Below are 23649 nucleotides of genomic sequence, written 5' to 3'. Positions count from 1 at the left end.
ACAAGCCTACACTCAAAGAAACAACATCAAAATCACCTGCGCCAGAATTACCCGTACGAACATCGTCAACGGGTAAACTGTCGCGTATGCCACGGAAGGAGAATCATTATCCACGGTCGTGTTGACATAATTCAACGCCATCGGATTAGACATACTCCCGCACAACATTCCCGCCACCGAACCGAAATCAATCTTCATCCACTTGATTGCCACAGCCGCCACAAGCACGACAGGAACCACCGTGATAGCAAAACCGAGAGCCACCCACAACGCTCCTTCCGGACGAAAAACCGTTTCGAAGAAATGCGTACCGGCATCCAGCCCAAGACAAGCGAGATACATCGAAAGTCCCAAAGCCCGCAACATCAAGTTCGCACTAATCGTCGTGTAAGTAATCATATGTATCCGAGGACCGAAAGCACCGACCAGAATACCCATTATAATCGGACCTCCCGCCAATCCCAACTTCACCGGAAAACTGATACCGGGAATAGCCAAAGGTATTGAACCGAGCAACAAACCGAATACCATACCGATAAACACCGCCACAAGATTAGGTTCGTCAAGGTCTTTCACGGCATCACCCACAGCTTCCCCCACCCGGGCAATAGCAGCCTCCTCACCAACCACATTCAAACGGTCGCCCAACTGCAAGACAAGATCAGGTGTCGGCAAAAGCACGATTCCCGCTCGGTAAATACGAGTCACGTTAATCCCGAACTCGTTCCGTAGGCGCAATGTCCCCAACCGCTTCCCGTTAATATCGGGACGTGTAATCACGATACGATGCGACACGAGTTGGTTATCCACGGCATTCCAGTCGATATCCTCCTGATTCCAATCCGTCGTGTCCCGCTCACCAATCATTCCCGACAAAGCGTCAACATCACTCTCCGTGATAATAACCAGCAAACGATCGCCAAGCTGCACTACCGTGTCGGAAGCCGGAATGACTACCTTCCCGTCACGCCACAAACGGGAAATCACGAATCTCTTCGACGCCATTCGCGCTATATCTTTAATTGTCTTGCCCTCCACGCCGGGATTGCTCACGTTCAACCCCACAACAATCGTCTTCTTATGCTTATCATCATTCGATTTCTTGAAAAAGATATTCGAGGCAAAAAGTTTACGCACGAAAATCACGGCAAGAATCACCCCGACTACCCCCAACGGATAAGCCACCGCACATCCCAACGCTATATCGGAAGGAGCCATCGTCGGATCTCCCATCTGCTTCAACGTCTGTTGTGCCGCTCCCAACGCCGGGGTATTTGTCACCGCACCGCTGAGAATACCTACCATGTCCGGCAAAGATACCCCCGTCGTCCAATGAAAACCCAAAGTCAGCATTACCCCGAGAGCCACCACGACCATTGCCAGTATATTCAACTTCAAACCGCCCTTTCCCAATGACGAGAAAAAACCGGGTCCCACCTGCAAACCGAGAGCGTACACGAAAATAATCAACCCGAAACTCTCGGCGTAATTCAACATCTGCGGATCAATCGTGAGACCGAAATGGCCTGCCATAATACCGGCAAAGAACACGAACGTCACCCCTAACGATACTCCCCAGATACTGATTTTCCCTAAAGCCAATCCCACTGCCGAAACCAGCGATATCACGATTACCGCCTGAATAACAGAGTGTTCTACAAATAAACTATTCAACCATTCCATATATTGAAATTTGAATGCCAAAATTAATAAATTTTCCTACCTTTGCAACAATCAAAGTTGGATTATGGAACGCGTGAAAAACAAAGAATCGATGTGTACCGGGTTTGAAGATATCTTCAAACAGCACTTTGCAACGTTATGTACCCACGCTACTACTTTCGTGAACGATCCGGACGCCTCGAAAGATATCGTTCATGACGTATTTCTCAGCTTGTGGAGTCACCGGGAAGAAATAGACTTTTCCCGTCCTATCCTGCCTTACCTGTTCAGCCTTACCCGCAACAGGGCAATCAATTACTTGGCACACCGGAAAGTAGAGGACGCTCACGCACAACAGGCACTTGTCGAGGAACCGGTATACACCCTATCCGAGCCTTCCGATCGGGATGAACTCATCAACCGTATCATAAAACGAATAGACCAACTTCCGGAACGTTGCTCGCGGGTGATGAAATTATGCTTTATAGAATGCAAAAAATACAAAGAAATAGCGGAAGAACTTAACATCTCGGTCAACACCGTTAAAACACACGTAACCACCGGATTAAATATATTACGTGACGAGTTTCCCTCTTCTCTGCTATTACTTCTTCTCGTTCACGAAGACTCTTTGCGCAACGATAGCACACCGGAGGGCTATCAACGATAATCAAATTATTAGAAATTTACATAACAAATCTTCTTCTCTCCACGTTACAACGAAAAATATTAAATAAAAACGGAGGAAAACATATCTCATTTTAAATTTTTCGTTATGACTAAACCAACTAAGAACATCACTACAACTCAACTCGCGCTAATGACCGCCGCCGCGGTAATCAGCCTGCGAGGTTTACCAATGATGGCACAAGAAGAACTTACCATGTTCTTCTATATATTCTTTGCCACCTTCCTGTTTCTTATTCCCGCCGCCCTTGTTGGAGCGGAATTAGGTAGTGCTTTCGCCTCCAAAGGAGGAGGCGTCTACACGTGGGTAAAAGAAGCTTTCAACCAACGGATGGGATTTGCCGCTATCTTCCTGCAATGGATACAGAACGTGGTTTGGTATCCTACCGTCCTCGGTTTTGCCGCCGCATCCATCGCGTACATGATAGGCAAACCCGATCTGGCACAGAACGGAATGTTTGTCGGATTATTCTCTATCATCATGTACTGGTTTGCCACGTGGGTAACCCTTAAGGGGACTTCCACCGTATCCAAGCTCACCAGCCAAGGCTTCTTGATCGGAACGGTATTACCCGGAATCGTCGTCATCGTTATGGCTATCATCTGGATGGTTGATAAAAACCCGATAGCTCTGGAACACGTGCCGGCCACCGTTTCGGAAGTTGTAAATATAGACGCCGCACATCACGTGCATCCCCGTCTGTTCCCTCACATCACGGGAATGAGCGATATCGCTTTCCTTGCAGGAATATTACTTCTTTTTGCCGGAGTTGAAGTACACGCCGTACACGCCCAAGAATTACAAAACCCTCAAAAACAATTCCCGGCCGCCATGTTCCTCGCAGCATTGATCTCTTTCGCATTGTTTACCCTAGGAGCTTTGGCAGTGGCAATCGTCACCCCTTATGACCAGATAAACCTTCAATCGGGATTATTTACCACCTTCCAACAATTGTTCGACCATTACCATGTCGGCTGGCTATCCAACGTGATGGGACTCCTTGTCGCTTTCGGGGCTCTCGCCGGAGTTATGTCATGGATATCCGGCCCCAGCCGCGGTCTACTCTGGACAGCAAAAGACGGACAACTTCCCGATTTACTGAAGAAAACCAATAAAAACGGGATACAAATTAACATCCTTATCATACAAGGATGTATCGTTTCCGTTCTATCTTCACTTTACATGATCATGGACGACGTCAGCGTTGCATTCTTCCTGTTGAGCGCCCTCACGATCGGATTGTACTTACTTATGTACATGATGATGTACGCCTCCGGCATTAAGCTGAGGTACACGCAACCCGACCTTCCCCGTAGTTACCGGGTACCGGGAGGAAATCTGGGAATGTGGCTTATAGCGGGCATAGGCTTTCTTGCAGTACTATTCTCCTTCGCTGTCACCTTCTTCCCACCATCCCAACTGCCTGTCGGCAGCCCGGCAATGTATACCGGACTTGTCGTCATAGGAACCGTGGTATTCTTCTCCATCCCATTCATAATCAGTATCGCGATGGAAAAGAAACGCCAACGAAGCGGACATTAACCGCATAACATACCGGGAGCGGTAAGTTTTTCACTTATCGCTCTTTTTTTTATGCACCGGGATATTCCCCTCTTTTACAAAACCGGAAGTGCTTCCGGATCTATCTTTTCAAGAATATCAAACTCCGTGTAAGAAGTCTTTGCTACCGCTTTCCGATGAGTCGTTGTCTCCTTCGCCAGTAAATACGTTATTTTCCCCTGACTGTCTATCGTGTATCCTTCTACATAAGCATACCTCACATCTTCGGGAATACGCGTTCTTCCTTGTTCATCCGGAGTAACTCTTCTAAAACCGGGAGTAATTATCCTGATCCTCTCATTTACATCAAACTTCTTATTGGCATCTATATACTGCTGCCTCAAAGTATCTTGTTGCGAACGAGCATCAATAATAATATCCTCAAGTGCCTTCATCTGAGATAAATAATCCTCTCTATTCATGCTACTTTTGAAATAAAATAAACATACCTTAATACATCATCACTGTTTTACAAATATATACAAAAAAATATAAACACCACATTTTTCCACGAAAAATGATTTTAATCGAATAATAAAGGAAATAGCCAAATCTTCCTAATCCATTAACGAGTCTACAACTATCAGAAAAATTCACATCCCGAAATTTCAATTCAAAATCATATTCCCACCAAAAAAACATTTCAAAATCACGCATTTTATTCTAATATTGAAATAATTTATTACATTTGTGCGACAATTCGAATTTGTTAAGAGGGCGAACGGGAAAGCAAACGGGAAATACGCCCTCTTTTTTTATTGCGTTAGATTGGTGTAAATAAAAGTATTAGGTCATGTTTCAAATTCCCGGGGATAAGTTCGACGAAAAAAAATTAAAAAAAGTTCATTTTTTTCTCACCCATTTTCGAGATGAATCTGTGATATAAGAAAACAAGAAGAAAAAAGCTGAAAATGGACGAAAAATACGATAGAATAGAATTTATTCTTTCTCATTTGAGGGAGCCGGAGAAGTTGTTGGACGAAAAGTTTATAGAGTGGCTACTTATCAAAGAGAACAAAGAATTGTTCGAGGAGGTAATCTTGAATCGAGAGGCGTTTTTACGCGAGGAGTACGGGCGGCAGATCGTGGTGAGCGAGGAGTGGAAGAAGTTCCGGCAAAAGGTACAAGAAAAGAATATGACTTCACAAAGGAGTCGAACGATACGGCAACACCGAGTTGGAAGGAGAGCGTGGCTATCCGTGGTTGCATGCACGGGCGTGTTGCTGAGCGTGGCGGGAGGATTGATGCTAAAACAGCATTTTACAAAACAGAAAACGATTCAAGTGGCAGAAGAAGTACACAAGGGTAAACAAGGTGCCATATTGACAACCGCATCGGGACAAGTCTACGATCTGACTCAAACGGAGATTCACTTGGAAACACCTCAAGGTACACAGATCGTGAACGACTCCTCGAATTTACTTGCCTATCAAACAAATAGCCCGGCAGGTTCACAACATCAACAGGTTCGGGATTCACAGATAATACTTCCTTCCTACCACACGATACAAATCCCGGCAGGAACAGACTATGGAGTGACACTTACCGACGGGACTCGAATATGGTTGAACTGCGAATCGAAATTACGCTTTCCCGAACAATTCGAGGAAGGGAAACCGCGAGAGGTGTTTCTCGAAGGAGAAGGATTCTTCCAAGTCGTGCATGCCGAAGGATGGCCTTTCATAGTAAACACGAAGGGCATGAAAGTACAAGTGACGGGAACGTGTTTCAATGTAAAATCTTATCCCACCGAAGACATCGTGCATACCACGCTGGTGGAAGGTTCCGTTTGGGCTTACACCGACAAATCGAAAGTGTTGTTGAAACCCTCGGAGCAATTCCGTCTGGATAGGATAACCGGAGAAACTTCCGTCCAAAAAGTGGACACGGACTTATACACGGGATGGGTGAAAGGGATGTTTGTCTTCCGCAACCAACGTTTGGAAGACGTGATGAACGAGGTGGCTCGTTGGTACGGGATGACAATCTTCTACACCAACCCGGAAGCGAAAGAGATAAAAATTTCGGCGAATCTGGATAAATACGAAGAAATCGACAACTTACTGGAAATTATCAACGAGAGCGGGAAAGTGCTTGCCGTCCGGAAGGCAAACACGATTACCGTTCAAACCCGATAATAAGAAAAGGATCGGGGCCTGCTCCAACATTTCCCGATCCTAGGAATTAATTAGTCATTAATTAACTGAACAAAGTTATGAAAAAAAGATGGAAAAGCGTTTTTCCCTCCGGGGGAAATACGCGAAAAATGATTAGATGTATGAAATTGACATTACTATTACTCACGTGTTTCGTGATACAAACCTTTGCCGGGGCGAACGCACAAACAGTCACGCTCAAGAAGAAAAATGCCACCTTGGAAGAGGTAATCTGGGAGTTAAAGCAACAAAGCCACTTCACCTTCATGTACAATGATACGGACATTGCACCCGTGAAAGGCATCACGCTTAATGAAACCGATGTAGACATAGAAAAGATTCTACAAAAATGCTTGGAGAACACGAACTTGGAATACGTCGTTCTAAATAACGCTATTGTTATCAAACTCAAAGCCAATACACAGGACGAAAAAAAATCTATCACGTTAAAAGGTTGGGTTTATGACAAGAAAAAAGAACCGATGCCGGGAGTAACTATAAAACTAGCTAACACGAGCATTGGAACAGCAACAAACAATAAAGGTTGGTTTTCTTTACAACTTCCAACAACCAAAGGCTCTTTAGAATTTTCTTTCGTGGGTTTCAAAACACAAGTCATCAACTTCACGGAAAAAACAGATACCCTCCGCATCACCCTAGAGGAAGACATACAAATGTTGGACGAAACTGTCGTTGTTGCCTATGGAAATACCACGAAAAGAAAAATGACAGGCGCAGTGTCAACGATAAAGGCTGATGAAATAAAAGGAATTCCGACATCAAGTATTGCTAACCTATTACAAGGACGGGTAGCCGGTATGGATATAACCAATATCTCCGGAGCACCGGGAGGAGGCGATATTGCAGTCACAATTCGGGGTTACAACTCATTAGATGTCGAACAAAAACGTCGTTTTTCCAATCCTTTGTGGGTGGTGGACGGGATGCCGTTAAACTCTTTTACTTCACCTATCACGGGAGCAAACTTATTGGCTGATTTAAACCCGGATATGATCGAATCAATTCAAGTATTAAAAGATGCTTCCTCTGCGGCAATTTATGGCTCACGTGCAGCAAACGGAGTAATTATTGTTACCACGAAAAAAGGATTGAAAGATCAAGATGCTACATTTTCTGTCAATTTTTCTCAATCATGGAGCATTCTACCACGTTATCCCGATTTAACGTCAGGAGGAGCAGAACGAGCCTTTCGTTTGGCTGCCAATAGAAAGTATTATCGCGCATATTTAGATAAAGAAACCAATCGCTGGAAATACCCGACTTCTTTAAAGGAACAATACGAACACAATACACAAGGAGCCACATTAGATAAAAATTGGATTCCAAACACGGAATATTGGGGAACAGGAAATGGCACGATGTTTCAAGATAGTTTAAATCCTTTTTACAACAATTCCACGAATTTTTTCAAAATGTATTTTGAAACAGGTAAAATTACAAATGCAAACATTCAAACGTATGGAGGTACAACGAGAACAACTTACGCCATCGGATTAGGTTTATACGATGAAACAGGTATTTATAAGGGCACAGGATACCGGAGAATTGATCTAAATGCCAATTTAAATGTGAATCCGGTAAAAAAATTGACTGTAGATTTACGTTTTAACGCTTCTATCACACGAAAAAAACGGGCAAGTTCAAATGCTTCTGAAAATTTAGCTTATTCGGGAAATGCAGTCCCAATAGAAACAGTCCCGGGAGAACCCTATCAATTATCATCCTTATTGCCAGGAGAAGGTTCCATCGTGTGGGAGCAAGCCCTAAACGCATACAAAGGTACAAAAGAAAACAATCGTTCCGTACGCTTAAGAACGAACATGAAATTAGGTTACGAAATCATAGAGGGATTGAATATTTCTTCTTCCTTGGCTGCTGATTATGTCATTGACCGTCGAAACTATTTCCAACCGGCAAATTTAAGCTATTCCGGTTATTCTAAAAGCATCGGGGAAACGGGGATAAATCTCATGGTTCTAAATGAAAATTTATTGACATACAAAAAAGTAATTCATGAAGACCATCATGTTGACTTTGTAGCCGGTTTCTCTTACCAGTATGATCAAGAGGAATACAACGGAGGATACGCCCAAAATTCACCAAGTGATAAAATATATTATGCCCCGGATGGAATGCCGGATATCGGGTATGAAGATTGGGGAGGTGGCGAATCTCGTCCAATCGCTTTCAAAAATTATCAATCCGACATGCAAGAAAAATGTTTACTCTCTTATTTTGCCCGTTTGGAATACGGTTTTCGAGATAAATATCTACTTTCATTTAGCATTCGCAGGGACGGAAGTTCCACATTTGGAAAAAACAACCGTTGGGGAACTTTCCCCTCTATCGCAGCAGGATGGAATTTTTCTGAAGAAAACTGGATAAAAGAACACTTAGCATGGTTCTCTTTCGGTAAAATACGTGCAAGTTGGGGACGTTCTGGTATGCATTTCGCACAAAACTATTTAGCATTAGGAATCTTTGTCACGGATATTCCTTACATGGGTAACGGAATGATTCGTCCCCAATGGTTTGGAGGACTATATAATGATAAATTGAGTTGGGAAGAAACCGACCAATATGATTTTGGAACTGACTTGGATTTTTTTGACTATCGCTTAGGATTTACGGTTGATTATTATTACCGGCTTACAGACAAATTACTTGATAGAATCAATTTACCCACAGGCTCTTATCAACGATATGATTCCCAATGGCAAAATGCAAAAACAATTTCAAACGAAGGTATAGAACTAATGGTTCGTTACGAGATATTCCGACGTCCCGAGCTGTATTGGAAAATTTCTATCAACGCTGCCAAAAACTGGAATCGCTTCAAAAAATCCACGAACGGAAAAGATGACGGAGCCGAACGAATTATAGGAAAAGCTTTAAACGGAATTTATTTACCTAAAACAGACGGCTATATAAATTCACAAGATGAAATGCCCGTGTTCTATAATTCTGTTGGTGTAAGTCATTATCTAGGAGGAGATGAAGGTAATAGTACTTATTTCAAACCCGGGGATTACAAGTTCATTGATGTGAACGGTGACGGACAAATCGGTTTTGAAGACCGAGTATATTGTGGCAGTGCCTTACCCGAGATAAGCGGAGGAATTGTGAATGAAGTACGTTGGAAAAATTTTGATTTGAATATGCTGATATCCTATCAATTAGGACGACATATGATAAATTATATATCTAAAAGATGTTTGGGCATGCCCGGTGAATACCCCGCTATCGCAATGAATTTAAATAAAGTAACTTTCTGGGAAAAAAACGGAGATAAATCAGATTTCCCCATGTGGCAAGGAAATGCTGACCACAACTGGGGTAGCGTTAAGGATGACGTAGAAAAAGTAAACTGGTTAAAGCTAAAGACCGTAACTTTAGGCTATTCGCTCCCCCAAAATTGGATCAAACGTTGTGGGCTTTCAGAATTACGTTTCTTTGCCAGTGGAGAAAACTTGTTCACGTGGACAAACTATTCCGGTATAGAACCGGAAACGGTGGATATTCGCTCCGGAATAGATGGAAACAATGGAGCATTACCCTATCCATTGGCTCGCAAGTTTACTTTAGGTTTAACGATAAAATTCTAAACCATGAAACACATATATTATTTATTCCTCTTCACATTTTTATTGAATTGCACGGCTTGCGTGGATTCCTTGGACATGAGCCCGGAAAACTCTGTCACATTCATGAATGTTTTTGAAACAGAACGAGAACTAGAGATTGGCGTAATGGGTGCGGAAGCCTCTGTACGCAATGAATGCGTTGGTCAAGACCTTGCCCCCAATGGAGAATATTCGGATTACATTGAAGAAGGTTCATCGTCACTATTACAAGAACATGAACCCTTTATGTATATTGTAGATTGGGATTGGTTTTATCGTGTAATCTCATACGCTAATGTACCATTACCTTATATTGATAAAATTGACATGCCAAAAGAAAGACGCGATTTTTACAGGGGACAAATCTACTTCTTTAAAGCATTTGCTTACTTGCATATCGTTCGTCTATGCGGAGATTGCGTCTTGATTCGTGACGAAGTGGAAACCACCCCACAAGGGCAAACCTCTTGGATAAAAGTAATAGATTACGCCATTGAATTAGCTAAAGAAGCGGTACAACTTCTCCCCGAATGGGACAAATTAACGGACGCAAACGGCAATGCTGTAACTCATCGTGCCCGTCCATGCAAAGGTGCGGCAAATGCCTTGTTAGCCCATTTGTGCGCGTGGAAAGCTGGTTGTAAATACATGGCAAAACCGGAAGACCGAAATTATGATGAACAGGAACTGTGGAAAATAGCGGAACAAGCTTGCACGGACATCATCAAGCGGGAAGATATTTATAAACTAGCGGATACCCCGGAAGACATGTGTGAAACAACCTTCATGGGTGGTTCAAAGGAGAGTGTTTTCGAGAGTATTTTCCGAAATTATTGGGATGAATTGGCTCAGACAAAATGGGATCAACGTCTAGCTTCAACCGATATGGCAGTATTTTATCAAGGCTATCCAGTGGTTACGGGGGCAACGATGGCTAATATACAATACATGAGATTCCGAATCACGAATGAAACCGTTGAAAAAATGTTCTCCAAAGACGATTTAAGACGAGATGCTTGGTTTTATCGGTATGAATATATGCGTGATTCCGTGGATATTGATATAACAGGCGGATACGCTTACCCTTACAAACACCGTAAAGCCTATGTTTCCACGGACGGAGGTGCGGGCGGCGGAGAATTTATCAATTTCGACGCTAATAAAATCTGGTGGCGATTAGCCGATATTATTCTATTGAGAGCTGAATGCCGGGCTAGATTAGGTGGCAGTTACCTGCAAGGTGCGATAGACGACCTAAACACGATCCGGACTCGTGCAAAAGCAAAATTATATGATGCATCCGAGTATGGCGGTAACTTGCGTTATACAATATTTAAAGAACGGGAAAAAGAATTCCTGATAGAGGGTGGACGTTGGTTTGACGTGTTACGCAATGAATACTACAAAACGGAATTATATGGCGGTTTTCGTAACGTAAGCGCCCAAGATATTATTGACGGTGTATTCTTTGGTGCCCTTCAAAGTTCAAATTTTTGGGATAACCCCTTGTTAAGGCAAAATATATATTGGCAACGAAGAATGTAAATGGAACAACGTAAATCTATTAAATTGAAGTTTATGAAAAAAATATATAATATATTTGTTTGTATTAGTGCCGCAATCTTCCTGTCTTCTTGTACCGCACAAGATTGGTATGACAGCGGGGTTTCCAGCCCTTATCATGATTGTTCTATCATGGAGTATTTACGAAAAGATACATATAACTGGGAATTAACCGTAAAATTGATAGAACGGGCAGGATTAACCGATATGTTCGAGGGAAAAGACTCGAATTACAAAGAGATTACTTTCTTTGCTCCCCCGAGTTACACTATATTACGACATTTATGGAATAACGGTATGGAATCAGTGGACGAGATGAGTATAAAGGATTGTAAAGCAATCGTGCTACGCCACGTGTTGAACAAAAAATACTTGAAAGCCGACTTTGCATACCGTAATGTAGACTATATGATTGACGACGAATTACAAGACGGAGGAACGGATGTTGAAACTTTAGGCGGCAGTCATTTACGAATTTATCGAGATAAATCGGCTTATGGCGGAGTTCCTGATTTAGGTCCCGAGACCATGTACATTTATTCTTTTACAAAAGCAACAATGGTTCCTCTCGCCACCCCAGACATTCAACCTCTGAATGGAGTAGTTCATGCATTGAATTATAATTACGATTTGGGAAGAATATAATGGAGGTATTAAAAAATTAAAACTATGAAGAATATAATTATATTGACGATTATTGCCATGGTTACTTGGCTTGGAGTCGGGTGTCAAGATGTAACCATAGGCTATTTATTGACAGAAAATGCCAGTTATGAAACCGATTCAATGATTGTAAAAAAAGATTTAGATATTACACCTCCAAGTTGGGGTATTTGGTCGAACCCGGAATATTACGATTTAATCAACATGGGGATACCACCTGAAGAAATTCTCGAATGGGGAATCGAACCTACTTATGAAGGTATGGGAGGAGAAGGAGAAGATTATTATCGGTTAAAGTGGAAACAACCATGGGTAAGCGTACCTATCGAAGGCATTCAAGGAACTCAACAGATTTATGTTACCGTGAAAGAAATCAAAACAACGAATGGCGATGCTAATAAATTAGCGGATTGCCTAACTGTTAGAGGTAATGGAATATTCGAGGTTCCTATTGAACATGATATTCCCGTCGGACGTTACGTGATCTCCTTAAATTTCTCGAACGAGGGGTACTCGAAAGACGTAAATGATTGTTTCACCATCATCGTTAAATAAACCATCGTTGTGTGTCAGGAGGGCACTTTCACTAATGCCCTCCTCTACCCCTTCACAAAAATAATCCTTGTTTTCCCGGCGTTTGACAAGGAATGTTAAGCCTATAAAGTCGAAATAGACTTGAATTTATTAATCACCAAAGGAAACGAGCTCGTGTCTTTACAGGATTTGTCAAATGACCACCGGAAATATCTTGACCGGTTTCTCACCTTGCAACGAGAGTCTTTCGAAAGAACTAAAGCCAGCCTGCTCGGCACGACCTCTTTCCGTCCATCCGATTTCATGCTTGAAGGTACCGAAATAGACTTGAACGAATTAATCAATTTCCTATGGCATTCCGGTGCGGTGAAAGGCATCACTCCCGGTGTCACGAAAAAGGCTTTCGCGGGATACTTCTCGGCCATGATGAACCGGAAATGCGCCAATAATTTCGAAGATAGGATACACCAATCTCTCGGGCGTTACAACCCGCTTAAATACGTGGACAAACTGCGGGAGCAGTACCTCGATTATGCGGAGCAACGAGAACAGAGAAAAAAATAACTTCCCTTCCTTTTCACTAACCACAAATCTACAATATTATGGAAAAATATATTGACATCGAGTATCAACTCCACATGTTACTGGAATGTAACCACACGTTATTGAACCAAGTGGAAATATTGCTCAACCGAGTGGACCAACAAACGATAGCCCCAACTACAGAATGGCTGGACGGCAACGATGTCTGTCGCATTCTGAAAATATGCCCCCGAACATTACAAGTTTATTGCAACAAAAATATCCTCCCCTTCCGGCGTTTAGGAGGCAAAGTATTTTTCAGCAAAACGGACATCGAGGCAACATTGGAAGCGAAGAAATTTTAACGAAGAACACGTATTAAACAATCTGCATTTCTTGCAAATCCACTTGTTAAAAGTGGATTTGCAAAACAATGACAAGTTTATACTAAAATCAAAACCATTAAAGAATACATGAGAACCTTATTTTTCCACATATTCATCAGCAATCTCAATTAGGTCAAGTTTTATATCATCCCAATTTTTACCAAGCAAACATATAGGATCAGGAAATTCATCCGCAACACTAAAATCAGTGAACAATCGTAACAACTCTTTGGGCTCATGTTCCCACGGATGCCTTTTCTCATGAAAAGCAAACATTTCAGATAGTGGAAATCTAGCAAGCAAAAGATGTAAATCCCAAAAATCCTTTTTTCGTCCACCGCAAGACACCACATTCATTTTCATCGCAATAATATCACTTAGGCTAGCCATACGTATATTGTCAATGATTTCAATCTCATTTATAAAAGAATCCGTGTACATCAGATCAAGTTTTATATAATTATCAGCAGACAACCCTATATAATATGATCTGCCATTTCCCACTACCGAAGTTGTATCCGTGGATTCATAATATGGAAATCTAGCACGAAGATAAGATTCAAAATTCCGGTAATTTAGACTACCGTATTCTACATCTGTGAATAAATCAATATCTTCTGAAATACGATGACCAAATCGCAAACTGAGATTAGTTCCACCAACCAAACGAAACGGGTTAAACAATTCTTCCGCCATCAGCATATCAAGAATTTCCTTCAAATATGGTTTTACCGTTTCATAATGTAATACTGTCATTAGAATGTTTCGTTTTAGTAATCCGATAATAATTGTTCGATTTGTAACCTTCAAGTTCAGTAACCTCTATATTATAGAAACGTGCTATTTCTTTCTTCTCTGCTTTATTTCCTCGTTCTAAAACCCTTTGTATTACGGCTTTTTTGTATTTACCCCAGTCTATCGAATCAAAATCTACGTCCCAAAACAAAGACTTTCGGATATTGGGAATTCCAGATACAGACCGACTTAATTCCTTATTCTTAAATTCTATTACTAAATAATACGCCTGAAGAGCATATAAGAATCCATCTTCGTATCCCAATGCCTGTTCTATCTTAAGAGATAATTCAATTGTCAGTTGCCGCCGCCCGTTAATTATAGCATTAAGAGTTTGACTATGAACACCAATAGAAGCAGCGAAAGAACGCTGGCTGAGATTTTTCTTTTTTAAATCTCGGCTAATGATCTTTCCCGGATGAATTCCTTTTAATATGTCAATTTTATGCACCATAATTCTTTTTACAAAGATACGAAAATGCAAACAAATTTGTTTGCATTTTTATAACAAAAATCACAACACTAATTCCCGAAACAGTTTCTCGAACGTCACGTCAAGGTCGGCAGAGAAACCGGGATGAGGACGGGAGGTCTGTATTGAAGTACTCCGGACGGCGGTAAGCCAACGGAAACGTTCGGGAATTTCAAATTCGGCAATAGGACCGCCCTCTTTCGCACCGGAACAGATACGATCGAAAACACGCAGATTATTTTCTATCACCTCAACCTCCGCCTCCGGAAAAAGCGTTCTCAATTTATCCTCGTGCAGGATATATTTTGCCTTGAGGTATTTTTTCCGTTTGGAAAACAAAATGATTCCCACGTTCACAAATTCTTCCCGTTCCACCCGGGGCACAACCCGGATGACCGCATATTCATACAAGTATTTCTCTGGCATGTTGAGCTTCTTTTATAAATATTTCCGAATTTGCTACCCGCTCCACAAGGAAACGCACGTAAGTATCTTTAATCTCCGAAGGCAATACGCCGAAATCTTCCCAATTCAACCATTCGTCGGGAATCAAATGGACAATCTCCCGTATTTTTTCCGGCGTGAGCAAGGCTTTCAGTCCGGCATCCACTTCCACCAACCGGCTCGCCCGAGGCAACAAGACATGATCTTTTACCTGCCCGAAAGGACTCAAGACGTGTTTTTCCCAATTCACCCACGAGTAATGAAAATAAAGTGATGAACCGTGGTCTATCAACCAAAGTTCCTTGTGCCACATCAACAAATTGGTATTTCGTATCGTGCGGTCGATATTCGTGAGCAAGGCATCCAACCAAACAATTTTCGATGCCAATTCGGGATCAATTATATTCACCGTGGGATCGAACCCTAATGCCCCCGACAAGAAATGAAGCCCCAAGTTTAACCCCCGGCTCGCTTTCAGCAAATCCTGTATCTCCTCGTCGCCTTCCGCCTGCCCGAATGCTTCGTCCAGTTGAAGAAACACGATCTCGGGCACCCGTAATCCCAAAGCACGAGCCACCTCTCCCCCGATCAGTTCAGCGATCAAAGCTTTTGCCCCGTGACCTGCACCCCGGAATTTCACCACGTATTTGAATTCATCATCCGCTTCCGCCAATGCCGGCAAAGAGCCGCCTTCACGCAAGGGCATGATATACCTCGTAACATTTGCAGTCCGTAACTCCATATCGTTCCTTTATTTTAGCAAAAACAAAGATATAAATAAACGACAATTTTACCGGAGATTTCACTCGAAATACTCTATTAACTTTTTTTATTTAAGCAGTAATATTGTATGTACAAATTAAAAAACAAAAGATATGAAAGAAAAAAGTATGACAGACGAAAACATGAGTCTATTGTTGAAAAACAGCAGAACATTGATAGACAAAGTCAACTTGTTGCTGGAAAAACTGGAACATTACACTTACACCCCGGCAACCGAATGGTTGGATTCCGGAGAGGTATGGCGTTTCCTGAAGATGGGAAAAGAGGATATGAATTAAAAACAAGAAAGGGGTAAAAACCCCTTTTCTTCAAAAACTCCTCCGTCTGCTTCGCAGCCACCTCCTCTATAAACAGAGGAGGAGCTGGTGAATCTTTCCAAAAACGGCGAGTAACCAAGCTTCCCCTCTGTTTATAGAGGGGGTACGGCGTAGACGGGAAGAAGCTAAAATGACTTTTACCCCTTTCTTGTTTTTTAATATCTCCGATTGTTCCCGCCGCTTCTTTCAACACGGGGACGTGCAACGGTTACGCTAATTGTCTTTCCTTCAAATTCCGTTTCATTCAATTTAGCAATAGCCTCTTGAGCCTCCGGCTCATTCGCCATTTCAACAAACCCGAAACCACGTGACCTTTTAGTTTCGCGGTCTGTAATAATGTAGGCAGAAGTTACACTACCATACGCTGAAAATAATTCTTGTAAGCTTTCACTCGTCGTGCTATAGCTTAAATTGGATACATAGATGTTCATCATTTAGGTATTTAATTATTGATAATGGGTTATCCTTTAACTTGCAAGAGCGATTCTCACGGCATTCATGCCTTTACGACCGCGTTCCAACTCAAAAGTAACCATATTTCCTTCAACAATAGGGTTTTGGACGCTGGTAATATAGAAAAAATATTTTTCCGTACTATTGACATCCTTGATAAAACCGAATCCCCTGTCCTCGTTAAAATATTCCACCCGACCTCTCAACACGGTTTCTTCGGTTTCCTCTTTCTTTAATGTAGAGACAGCAATGTCTTCTATATTAATCTCCTGTTTGTTATTCATATCAGGAGGGGTATCGGTAATAAGACCATTTTCATCGACATAAGCGATCATATCCTCAAAAGATCCGTTACCGGCATTTGCTTTACGCTCCTCTTTGCGTTTCTGTTTTTCCAGTTTCTTACTCTGTTTCTTCTTTTCTAATTCTCTTTTACTAAACGATATCGCCATAGGCATTTATAAATTATTATAGTTATATTTATGCGGAGACAGATACCGCGTTCAATTCTTTTCCTGTCAGTTTCTGTATATTTTTAAGCATGATACTTTCTTCCTGTGAACAGAACGTCAGAGCAGTCCCGCTATTCCCGGCACGCCCGGTACGTCCGATCCGGTGCACGTAAGTTTCCGCCATATCAGGCAAATCGTAATTAATCACAATCTCCAGATTGGCAATATCTATTCCCCTTGCGGCAATGTCCGTGGCAATAATCACGCGAGTTTTACCCGATTTAAAATTCGAGAGTGCACGCTGCCTGGCGTTTTGAGTCTTATCACCATGAATAGCCTCACAGCCTATGCCCTGCTTGTTCAGCACCCGGGCAATTCTATCCGCCCCGTGTTTGGTTCTTGAAAAGACCAAAACCGTCTTTTTCTTTTCCTTTGCCAGAATCTCGACAAGCAATTTGCTCTTTTGAGATTTTTCCACGAAATACAATCTCTGGTGGATGGTATCGACGACCGACGACACGGGTGCCACCTCTATTCTAACGGGTTTGTACAGAATTGATTTGGATAGGTTAGCAATTGTCACGGGCATGGTTGCCGAAAAGAAAAGACACTGCTTTTGTTTCGGTAGCATAGGCAACAATCGTTTTATATCGTGTACAAAACCCATATCGAGCATCCGGTCTACTTCATCCAAGACGAAGTGACGGATATGGCTAAGGGAAATGTATTTTTGATTAATCAAATCCAGCAAACGCCCCGGCGTTGCCACCAGAACATCCACCCCGGATTGAAGTTGTTCTACTTGTGATCGTTGATTTACTCCCCCGAATATTACCGTGTGGCGTACACTCGTGTATTGGGCATAATCACGAAAACACTCATCTATCTGGATTGCCAATTCTCGTGTCGGGGTAAGGATTAATGCCTGAATCTCCCTTTTCCGGTTCTTGGGCATCTGTTGATCAAGCTGTTGAATAATGGGAATAGCGAACGCTGCGGTTTTACCCGTTCCCGTTTGTGCCAAACCTAATAAATCACGCCCCTCCAATGCGACCGGTATCGCCTGTTCCTGAATGGGAGTCGGCGTTTCATATTTCTTATTTACCAAAGCCTTCAATATCGGCTCCGAAATATTCAATTCTCTAAATGTCATAAAATATCTGCTACTTTACAGCTAGCTCTGTCTAATTAAAAATTTAAAACAAATAAGTTGATTTTGAAGTCAATTTTGACGATGAAAAGACCTGCCTGAATACGACAGAGCAAAGCACAGCTCTAAAAGATACAATATGAACTCGATTGTTTGTTCTGCAAAGATACGAAAAATAATTTAACAATCCAACTCACTCCCGCACTTCACTAGGGCAAACGCGTCAAAACGCTTTTCGCCCGGTTCATAAAGTTGAGCTTTCAGCTCCTAAAGTTTATAAAGTTCATAAAGTAACGGGCGTCCTTCGGACAAGGTTTACCGGCAGCCATGCTGCCGTGGACAAAGCGCCCGCTAGGGTCCATAAACCTTATGAACTTTATAGACTTTATAAACTTTTAACTAAAAGGGCGAAAAGCGTTTTGACGCGTTTGCCCTGCGCACTTCACCTTTGATTATGAATTGGAGGATGGGGCGGCGGGGATCGTTGCAGTAGAGCGTAATTTGTTTGCGTTGTTTGCCGATTCTTCCGGCGGAGTGGAAAACGACGTCAAGTTGAGTGGATTTGCCGGGGAGAATGACGCGTTGCCCGAGGACGACGGCGGTACAACCGCAGGTGGTTTCGATTTTGCGGAGCAGAAGGCTACCGCTGCCTGTGTTACGAATAGGGATGATGATCGATTTTTCTTCACCTTCCTTTAGCGTTCCGAAATCATATTCCAAAGAATCAACCTCTATTCGGGGAGCTTTGGCTTTTTCTTCCTCGCTCCACTCGTTAAAATTCTCCTTTACTTCAGCTTCGGCAACAACGCCGAAAGAATAATCCACTTCTCCATCAACCAAAAAACGGAGAACATTATAATATTCACCCAACAACATTTCATTTTCCGGTCGGAAAGTGATAATCAAAGTATCTATCTCACCGGAAGCAATATCATATCCTCCCAAACGCCAATCTTGAACGCTCCCTCCTATTTTCCGACAAGTCAACTCAGGGAAATTATTAAAGCCTTCCAATCGAACAGCCTTACTCTTGGGGTTATATACCATGACGGTATCCGTGTACTCCCGCCCGACATAAGTCGTACCTAAAGCAATATTCTCTTTATTGAACAACAGATCGCCCAAGGGGTAAATAAACCCTTCCGGAACTTTCTTCCCGGAACAGGCACACCCCCCCAAAGACAATATAAAAATCCAATAAAAATTTCTCATGACAAATCATAAATCGTTTATGAATTTCAAAGCTACTATTAAAATCTTAATTTCGTCCGGGCATTCTCCAAATTTTGTGGAGAAAACGTATTTTTGCCTCGAAAACAGCATAATTAATCAGAGAAAAGTAGTAATTAATGGTTTCGTTAGTGGATTATTTACTGTTCTGTTTATCCCTCCAAGATAAATTTGTTGCAGTAAAATGAAGCAAAATCTTTAATTATAAATTTTAATCCACCATGAAAACAAAGAATTTATTCATTGCACTTATTTCGATGTTGTTCGCCTTTCAAGCGTGCACGACGGATGACGTGTCATTAACAGAAACAGGTCCCGGTGACGGGACGAATCTTTATGCCATCAAAGACAATGCTTTCGGGGAATATCTAAAATACCTGAAGGTTGGCGGAGTTTATTCCCAAGTATCCAACGAGAGCGGGAACGCCGTTATCTCCTACGTGATCGACACGGTTGAATCCCAAGGCTACACGGGAGAGATCAACCTCAACAAGAGTAACAGTTCCATGACGAAACTGGAAACAGCCGGACTGACGACAGCTAAAGAGAAAATCAAAGACTTGGACGGCATCCAGTATTTTCCGGGAGCCACGTCATTAATCCTCACGTCAAACGAGTTGACATCCATCAATTTGAGCAAGTCTGTGAATCTAACCTTATTGAATTTGAACAACAACTGGATAGGTTCGTTGGATTTGTCGCAAAACACGAAATTAAAAACACTTTTATATAACGCCAGTAGCAGCGCATCTGCCCCGGAAAACAGCAAACTTATCGAGATTGATCTTACTCACAACGTGGAATTAGACACGATATCCATGACAAATCACGAGTTGGAAAATATCGACCTGTCACAGAACACGAAACTACGGGGAGTAAACTTTAAAGGTAACAGCAATACTTTGTACATACCGCAAGAAGTGTACGACAGATTGAATACGGCGACCGGATTACAGCCGAGCAAAGAAGCGGAAATCCCGGGAGAAGGGGATTACTACACGATTCCGGATAAAGCCTTCGGCGAATTTTTGCACTACCGTTTAAAAGATCAGGGTATCGTGGCAGAAGAAAACGGAACGTATAAAATTGACAAGACAAAAGCCGCCGCCTACACGGGAGAACTGGATCTGACCAAAAGCAAAAGCGCTATTACCGAACTCACGGAGGCCGGACTTGAAACGGCAGAAACCAAATTAACCGACTTGAGCGGTATCGAATATTTCACGGGAATCACCTCGTTGAAACTGGTTTCCAATCAAGTTACCTCTTTAGATATCACAAAACTCGTGAACCTCACTTATCTGGATTTGAACGCTAACTGGATCGGCAGTTTGGATTTAACCAAAAATACGAAGTTAGAATACCTGCGTTACGGGGCTAGTTCAAGTAAAGATGCCCCGGAAAACAGCAAACTTTCCAATCTCGACTTAACACAGAACACAGCATTAACCACCATTTTATTAAGCGGTCATTTATTGAATGACTTGGATTTAAGTAAAAACACGAAATTGACTGTCATTGACTTAAGTAAAAACCCGGGAGTTCCCTTTGTCGTTTCCTCTGAAGTTTACGACAATGTTGCAGCCGAAGGCAATAAGAACACGGTCATCGACAGTATCAAAAAATAACACCATGATTTACATAGGAGCACTTATTTCAATTCAATTCATTGCCCTGACTGCCTACTGGCTGTTCAAGAAATATCACGCGCAGGCGGTACTGCTTTTCAGCGGTTTGGCGATGTTGACCTTAGCATTGCTGCTGGGGTTCGATATTCCCGAACTGAAGAACGCTACCGGACTGAAAGAGTTCGATCTCTTCAAAGTGATACAGGAGATTTTCAGCGAGAAAGGTGCGGGAGTGGGATTGATGATTATGACCATCGGAGGATTCGTGGCTTACATGAAGCACATCAAGGCAAGCGATGCCCTCGTGTACGTTTCCATGCAGCCGCTGTCTATTTTCCGGAAGTACCCCTATCTCGCCGCATCACTGGTGATACCTATCGGGCAACTGCTGTTTATCTGCACTCCCTCGGCGACGGGGCTGGGACTACTGCTGGTAGCTTCCATCTACCCGGTTCTCGTGAGTCTGGGTGTCAGCAAACTGTCTGCCGTATCGGTAATCTCGGCATGCACGGTATTCGACATGGGGCCCGCCTCGGCAAATACAGCCAGAGCATCGGAACTCGTGGGGATGAATAACGTGATGTACTTTATCGAACACCAGATGCCGCTGACCATCCCTATGACGATACTGCTCATGGTAGTGTATTACTTCAGTAACCGGTATTACGACAGGAAAGACGCATTGCACAAACAACCCGAAGAACCCAAACGGGAAGATTTCAAGGTAGATGTACCTCTGATTTACGCCATTCTTCCGGTATTGCCGTTGATCCTGTTGATCGTGTTCTCGAAATACATTCAATTGTTCAACTTCTCGGTAGAACTCGACACGACGACAGCTATGTTCATGTCATTCTTTATCGCTATCATCTTCGAGCTGATCCGGCAAAAGAACCTCAAGAATGTATTCGCTTCCATCAAAACGTTCTGGGACGGCATGGGAAAAGTCTTCGCCAGCGTAATCACGTTGATCGTGGCCGCCGAAGTCTTCTCCAGAGGATTGATCAGCCTCGGCTTTATCGATTCGCTGGTGATGCTCTCGCAGCACATCGGGTTCTCCGGGGCAGCCATAGCCATATTGATGACACTGCTCATCTTCGCAGCTTCCATGTTGATGGGCAGCGGTAACGCATCATTTTTCTCGTTCGGACCGCTGGTTCCTTCCATCGCAACCAAAGTAGGATTGGATGGGGTGAACATGATATTACCGATGCAGCTTGCCTCCAGCATGGGGCGCGCAGCATCACCAATCGCCGGGGTTATCATCGCCATATCGGAAATCGCCGGGGTATCGTCCTTCGACCTTGCCCGCCGGAACCTGATTCCGCTATCGGTTACCATGATAGTCATGCTGGCATATCACTTCTTAATCGGATAAGGTATGAATATTACAATTATAAGAAACGCGAATATATACGCCCCGGAAAAACTGGGGATAAAAGATCTTCTCGTGTGTAACGGGAAAATAATCATGGTGGATGAGAAGATCGAGTTGACGAGTGTGAGCCACTCGAAGATCGATGCCGGGGGCATGATCGTGACCCCCGGTTTTATCGATCAACACATGCATATTATCGGTGCAGGCGGCAAAAGCGGTTATTTCTCCATCACCCCCGAAGTACAACCGAGCGAACTGATTCGCTGTGGAACCACCACGGTAGTAGGTCTGCTGGGTACCGACGGTATCACGAAAGAATTGACCACTCTCTACGCCAAATGCAAGTCACTGGAACAGTACGGTATCGGGGCATATATGCTCACGAGTTATTTCGCCGTACCCCCAAAAACGATCATGAACAGCGTGGCAGAGGATATGTTGTTTATTGACAAAATCATCGGTTGCAAGGTAGCCATTAGCGATGAACGGTGTTCATTCCCGACCAAGGAGGAGCTACTGCGCCTGATCAATCAAGTACACACAGGTGGTCTGACTTCCGGCAAGGGAGGAGTTTTACATATCCACTTGGGAGCGTTACCTTCCCGTATGCAACTCCTGTTGGAAATCGCACGGGAATATCCCACGCTGGTAAAACACATCTCTCCCACTCACGTGGGCAGAACGGCAGCCTTATTCGAGGAAGCCGTCGAGTTTGCCCTTCTGGGAGGAATGATTGATATCACCACGGGAGGCACCAAATACGATGAACCCTACAAGATTCTGTTGCACGGTCTGGAAAAAGGAGTACCTATCGACCGCATGACTTTCAGCAGCGACGGCAACGCAGGAATGAGCAAGAAAGATCCGGAAACGGGCGAACTCGTGTTCTACAAAGCCCCCTTGCACTTGAACCTGCAACAAGTGCAGAAACTGGTGAAAGAAGGTGGACTACCGTTAGAAGAGGCTCTCCGCCCGGTAACGACCAATCCGGCAAAGAACATGACCTTGCGCGCGAAGGGACGCATAGCCCCGGATTGTGACGCCGATTTCTGTTTATTCGACAACGAACTGAACCTGCAAGGCGTGATCGCAGGTGGTGTGGAATGGATGCGCCGGGGACAGTTGGTAAAGGTTGGAAATTTCGAAACGCTTTAACTTGAAACGAAAAG

The 23649-nt window shown here is 43.0% G+C and carries 23 protein-coding genes; 13 read left to right on the top strand and 10 right to left on the bottom strand.

Annotation, left to right across the window (positions count from 1 at the left end):
• Positions 1 to 12: 12 nt before the first annotated feature.
• Entirely contained in the window at positions 13 to 1683 is a 1671-nt protein-coding gene (locus L0M98_RS00580; protein ID WP_227214588.1) for a putative transporter, read from the bottom strand.
• Between the two features lie 64 nt (positions 1684 to 1747).
• Between L0M98_RS00580 and L0M98_RS00575 the strand changes: the two genes are divergently transcribed.
• Entirely contained in the window at positions 1748 to 2332 is a 585-nt protein-coding gene (locus L0M98_RS00575; RefSeq protein WP_186975241.1) for an RNA polymerase sigma-70 factor, read from the top strand.
• A 105-nt stretch (positions 2333 to 2437) separates the two neighbouring features.
• A complete protein-coding gene (locus tag L0M98_RS00570) occupies positions 2438 to 3892 on the top strand; it encodes an amino acid permease (RefSeq protein ID WP_099292226.1) in 1455 nt (484 codons plus the stop codon).
• A gap of 74 nt (positions 3893 to 3966) precedes the next feature.
• Here L0M98_RS00570 and L0M98_RS00565 read toward each other — a convergent pair whose 3' ends face one another.
• A complete protein-coding gene (locus tag L0M98_RS00565) occupies positions 3967 to 4332 on the bottom strand; it encodes a hypothetical protein (protein ID WP_099292225.1) in 366 nt (121 codons plus the stop codon).
• Between the two features lie 489 nt (positions 4333 to 4821).
• On the opposite strand from L0M98_RS00565, the gene L0M98_RS00560 reads away from it, so the two are divergent.
• The 7 genes from L0M98_RS00560 to L0M98_RS00530 all read left to right on the top strand — a co-directional run bounded on the left by L0M98_RS00560 (position 4822) and on the right by L0M98_RS00530 (position 13357).
• Positions 4822 to 6048, top strand: coding sequence for a FecR family protein (locus L0M98_RS00560; RefSeq protein WP_227214587.1), 1227 nt, complete (start codon positions 4822 to 4824; stop codon positions 6046 to 6048).
• 173 nt (positions 6049 to 6221) lie between these two features.
• Entirely contained in the window at positions 6222 to 9692 is a 3471-nt protein-coding gene (locus L0M98_RS00555) for a SusC/RagA family TonB-linked outer membrane protein (protein WP_227214586.1), read from the top strand.
• A 3-nt stretch (positions 9693 to 9695) separates the two neighbouring features.
• Positions 9696 to 11255 carry a RagB/SusD family nutrient uptake outer membrane protein gene (locus L0M98_RS00550; protein ID WP_227214585.1) on the top strand — a complete coding sequence of 520 codons (1560 nt, stop codon included), beginning with the start codon at positions 9696 to 9698 and terminating at the stop codon, positions 11253 to 11255.
• Positions 11256 to 11288: 33 nt separating this feature from the next.
• Entirely contained in the window at positions 11289 to 11918 is a 630-nt protein-coding gene (locus L0M98_RS00545) for a fasciclin domain-containing protein (protein WP_186975237.1), read from the top strand.
• 24 nt (positions 11919 to 11942) lie between these two features.
• Complete coding sequence (locus L0M98_RS00540; RefSeq protein WP_099292221.1) at positions 11943 to 12491, top strand: hypothetical protein; 549 nt, start codon at positions 11943 to 11945, stop codon at positions 12489 to 12491.
• Positions 12492 to 12611: 120 nt separating this feature from the next.
• Entirely contained in the window at positions 12612 to 13034 is a 423-nt protein-coding gene (locus L0M98_RS00535) for a hypothetical protein (protein WP_099292220.1), read from the top strand.
• A gap of 38 nt (positions 13035 to 13072) precedes the next feature.
• Positions 13073 to 13357, top strand: a complete 285-nt coding sequence (locus L0M98_RS00530) for a helix-turn-helix domain-containing protein (RefSeq protein ID WP_227214584.1) — start codon at positions 13073 to 13075, stop codon at positions 13355 to 13357.
• A 117-nt stretch (positions 13358 to 13474) separates the two neighbouring features.
• On the opposite strand, the gene L0M98_RS00525 is transcribed toward L0M98_RS00530, so the two are convergent.
• Genes L0M98_RS00525 through L0M98_RS00510 form a run of 4 tightly spaced genes read right to left on the bottom strand, consistent with a single transcriptional unit; the run spans position 13475 to position 15831 of the window.
• A complete protein-coding gene (locus L0M98_RS00525) occupies positions 13475 to 14134 on the bottom strand; it encodes a nucleotidyl transferase AbiEii/AbiGii toxin family protein (RefSeq protein ID WP_227214583.1) in 660 nt (219 codons plus the stop codon).
• Complete coding sequence (locus L0M98_RS00520) at positions 14115 to 14627, bottom strand: HigA family addiction module antitoxin (protein WP_186975233.1); 513 nt, start codon at positions 14625 to 14627, stop codon at positions 14115 to 14117. Before L0M98_RS00520 ends, L0M98_RS00525 begins: the two co-directional genes overlap by 20 nt.
• A gap of 60 nt (positions 14628 to 14687) precedes the next feature.
• Entirely contained in the window at positions 14688 to 15071 is a 384-nt protein-coding gene (locus L0M98_RS00515; protein ID WP_227214582.1) for a DUF3037 domain-containing protein, read from the bottom strand.
• The gene (locus L0M98_RS00510) at positions 15049 to 15831 is read right to left on the bottom strand and encodes a HipA family kinase (RefSeq protein WP_227214581.1); all 783 of its coding nucleotides are present in this window, start codon (positions 15829 to 15831) and stop codon (positions 15049 to 15051) included. Before L0M98_RS00510 ends, L0M98_RS00515 begins: the two co-directional genes overlap by 23 nt.
• 133 nt (positions 15832 to 15964) lie before the next feature.
• Here L0M98_RS00510 and L0M98_RS00505 point away from each other — a divergent pair, with 133 nt between their 5' ends.
• On the top strand, positions 15965 to 16150 hold the full coding sequence (locus L0M98_RS00505) for a hypothetical protein (RefSeq protein ID WP_227214580.1): 186 nt from the start codon (positions 15965 to 15967) through the stop codon (positions 16148 to 16150).
• 194 nt (positions 16151 to 16344) lie between these two features.
• On the opposite strand, the gene L0M98_RS00500 is transcribed toward L0M98_RS00505, so the two are convergent.
• From L0M98_RS00500 to L0M98_RS00485, 4 genes are all read right to left on the bottom strand, one after another.
• Positions 16345 to 16620: an RNA recognition motif domain-containing protein gene (locus L0M98_RS00500; protein ID WP_099292214.1), complete on the bottom strand. Its 276-nt coding sequence runs from the start codon at positions 16618 to 16620 to the stop codon at positions 16345 to 16347.
• A 36-nt stretch (positions 16621 to 16656) separates the two neighbouring features.
• Complete coding sequence (locus tag L0M98_RS00495) at positions 16657 to 17100, bottom strand: cold-shock protein (protein WP_176555055.1); 444 nt, start codon at positions 17098 to 17100, stop codon at positions 16657 to 16659.
• A gap of 22 nt (positions 17101 to 17122) precedes the next feature.
• Positions 17123 to 18247: a DEAD/DEAH box helicase gene (locus L0M98_RS00490; protein WP_227214579.1), complete on the bottom strand. Its 1125-nt coding sequence runs from the start codon at positions 18245 to 18247 to the stop codon at positions 17123 to 17125.
• A gap of 396 nt (positions 18248 to 18643) precedes the next feature.
• Positions 18644 to 19456 carry a DUF1573 domain-containing protein gene (locus tag L0M98_RS00485; protein WP_227214578.1) on the bottom strand — a complete coding sequence of 271 codons (813 nt, stop codon included), beginning with the start codon at positions 19454 to 19456 and terminating at the stop codon, positions 18644 to 18646.
• Positions 19457 to 19695: 239 nt separating this feature from the next.
• On the opposite strand from L0M98_RS00485, the gene L0M98_RS00480 reads away from it, so the two are divergent.
• Genes L0M98_RS00480 through iadA form a run of 3 tightly spaced genes read left to right on the top strand, consistent with a single transcriptional unit; the run spans position 19696 to position 23635 of the window.
• Positions 19696 to 21102, top strand: a complete 1407-nt coding sequence (locus L0M98_RS00480) for a hypothetical protein (RefSeq protein ID WP_227214577.1) — start codon at positions 19696 to 19698, stop codon at positions 21100 to 21102.
• Positions 21103 to 21106: 4 nt separating this feature from the next.
• Complete coding sequence (gene dcuC / locus L0M98_RS00475) at positions 21107 to 22480, top strand: C4-dicarboxylate transporter DcuC (protein WP_099292208.1); 1374 nt, start codon at positions 21107 to 21109, stop codon at positions 22478 to 22480.
• 3 nt (positions 22481 to 22483) lie between these two features.
• Positions 22484 to 23635 (top strand): beta-aspartyl-peptidase, encoded by a 1152-nt coding sequence (gene iadA, locus L0M98_RS00470; RefSeq protein ID WP_227214576.1) that lies wholly within the window; start codon positions 22484 to 22486, stop codon positions 23633 to 23635.
• Positions 23636 to 23649 lie beyond the last annotated feature (14 nt).

The organism is Butyricimonas sp. DFI.6.44 (genome assembly GCF_022132345.1).
Classification (GTDB): Bacteria; Bacteroidota; Bacteroidia; order Bacteroidales; family Marinifilaceae; genus Butyricimonas; species Butyricimonas muris.
The sequence above is the reverse complement of the archived record's forward strand: the minus strand, read 5'-3'. Positions and strand labels throughout refer to the sequence as shown.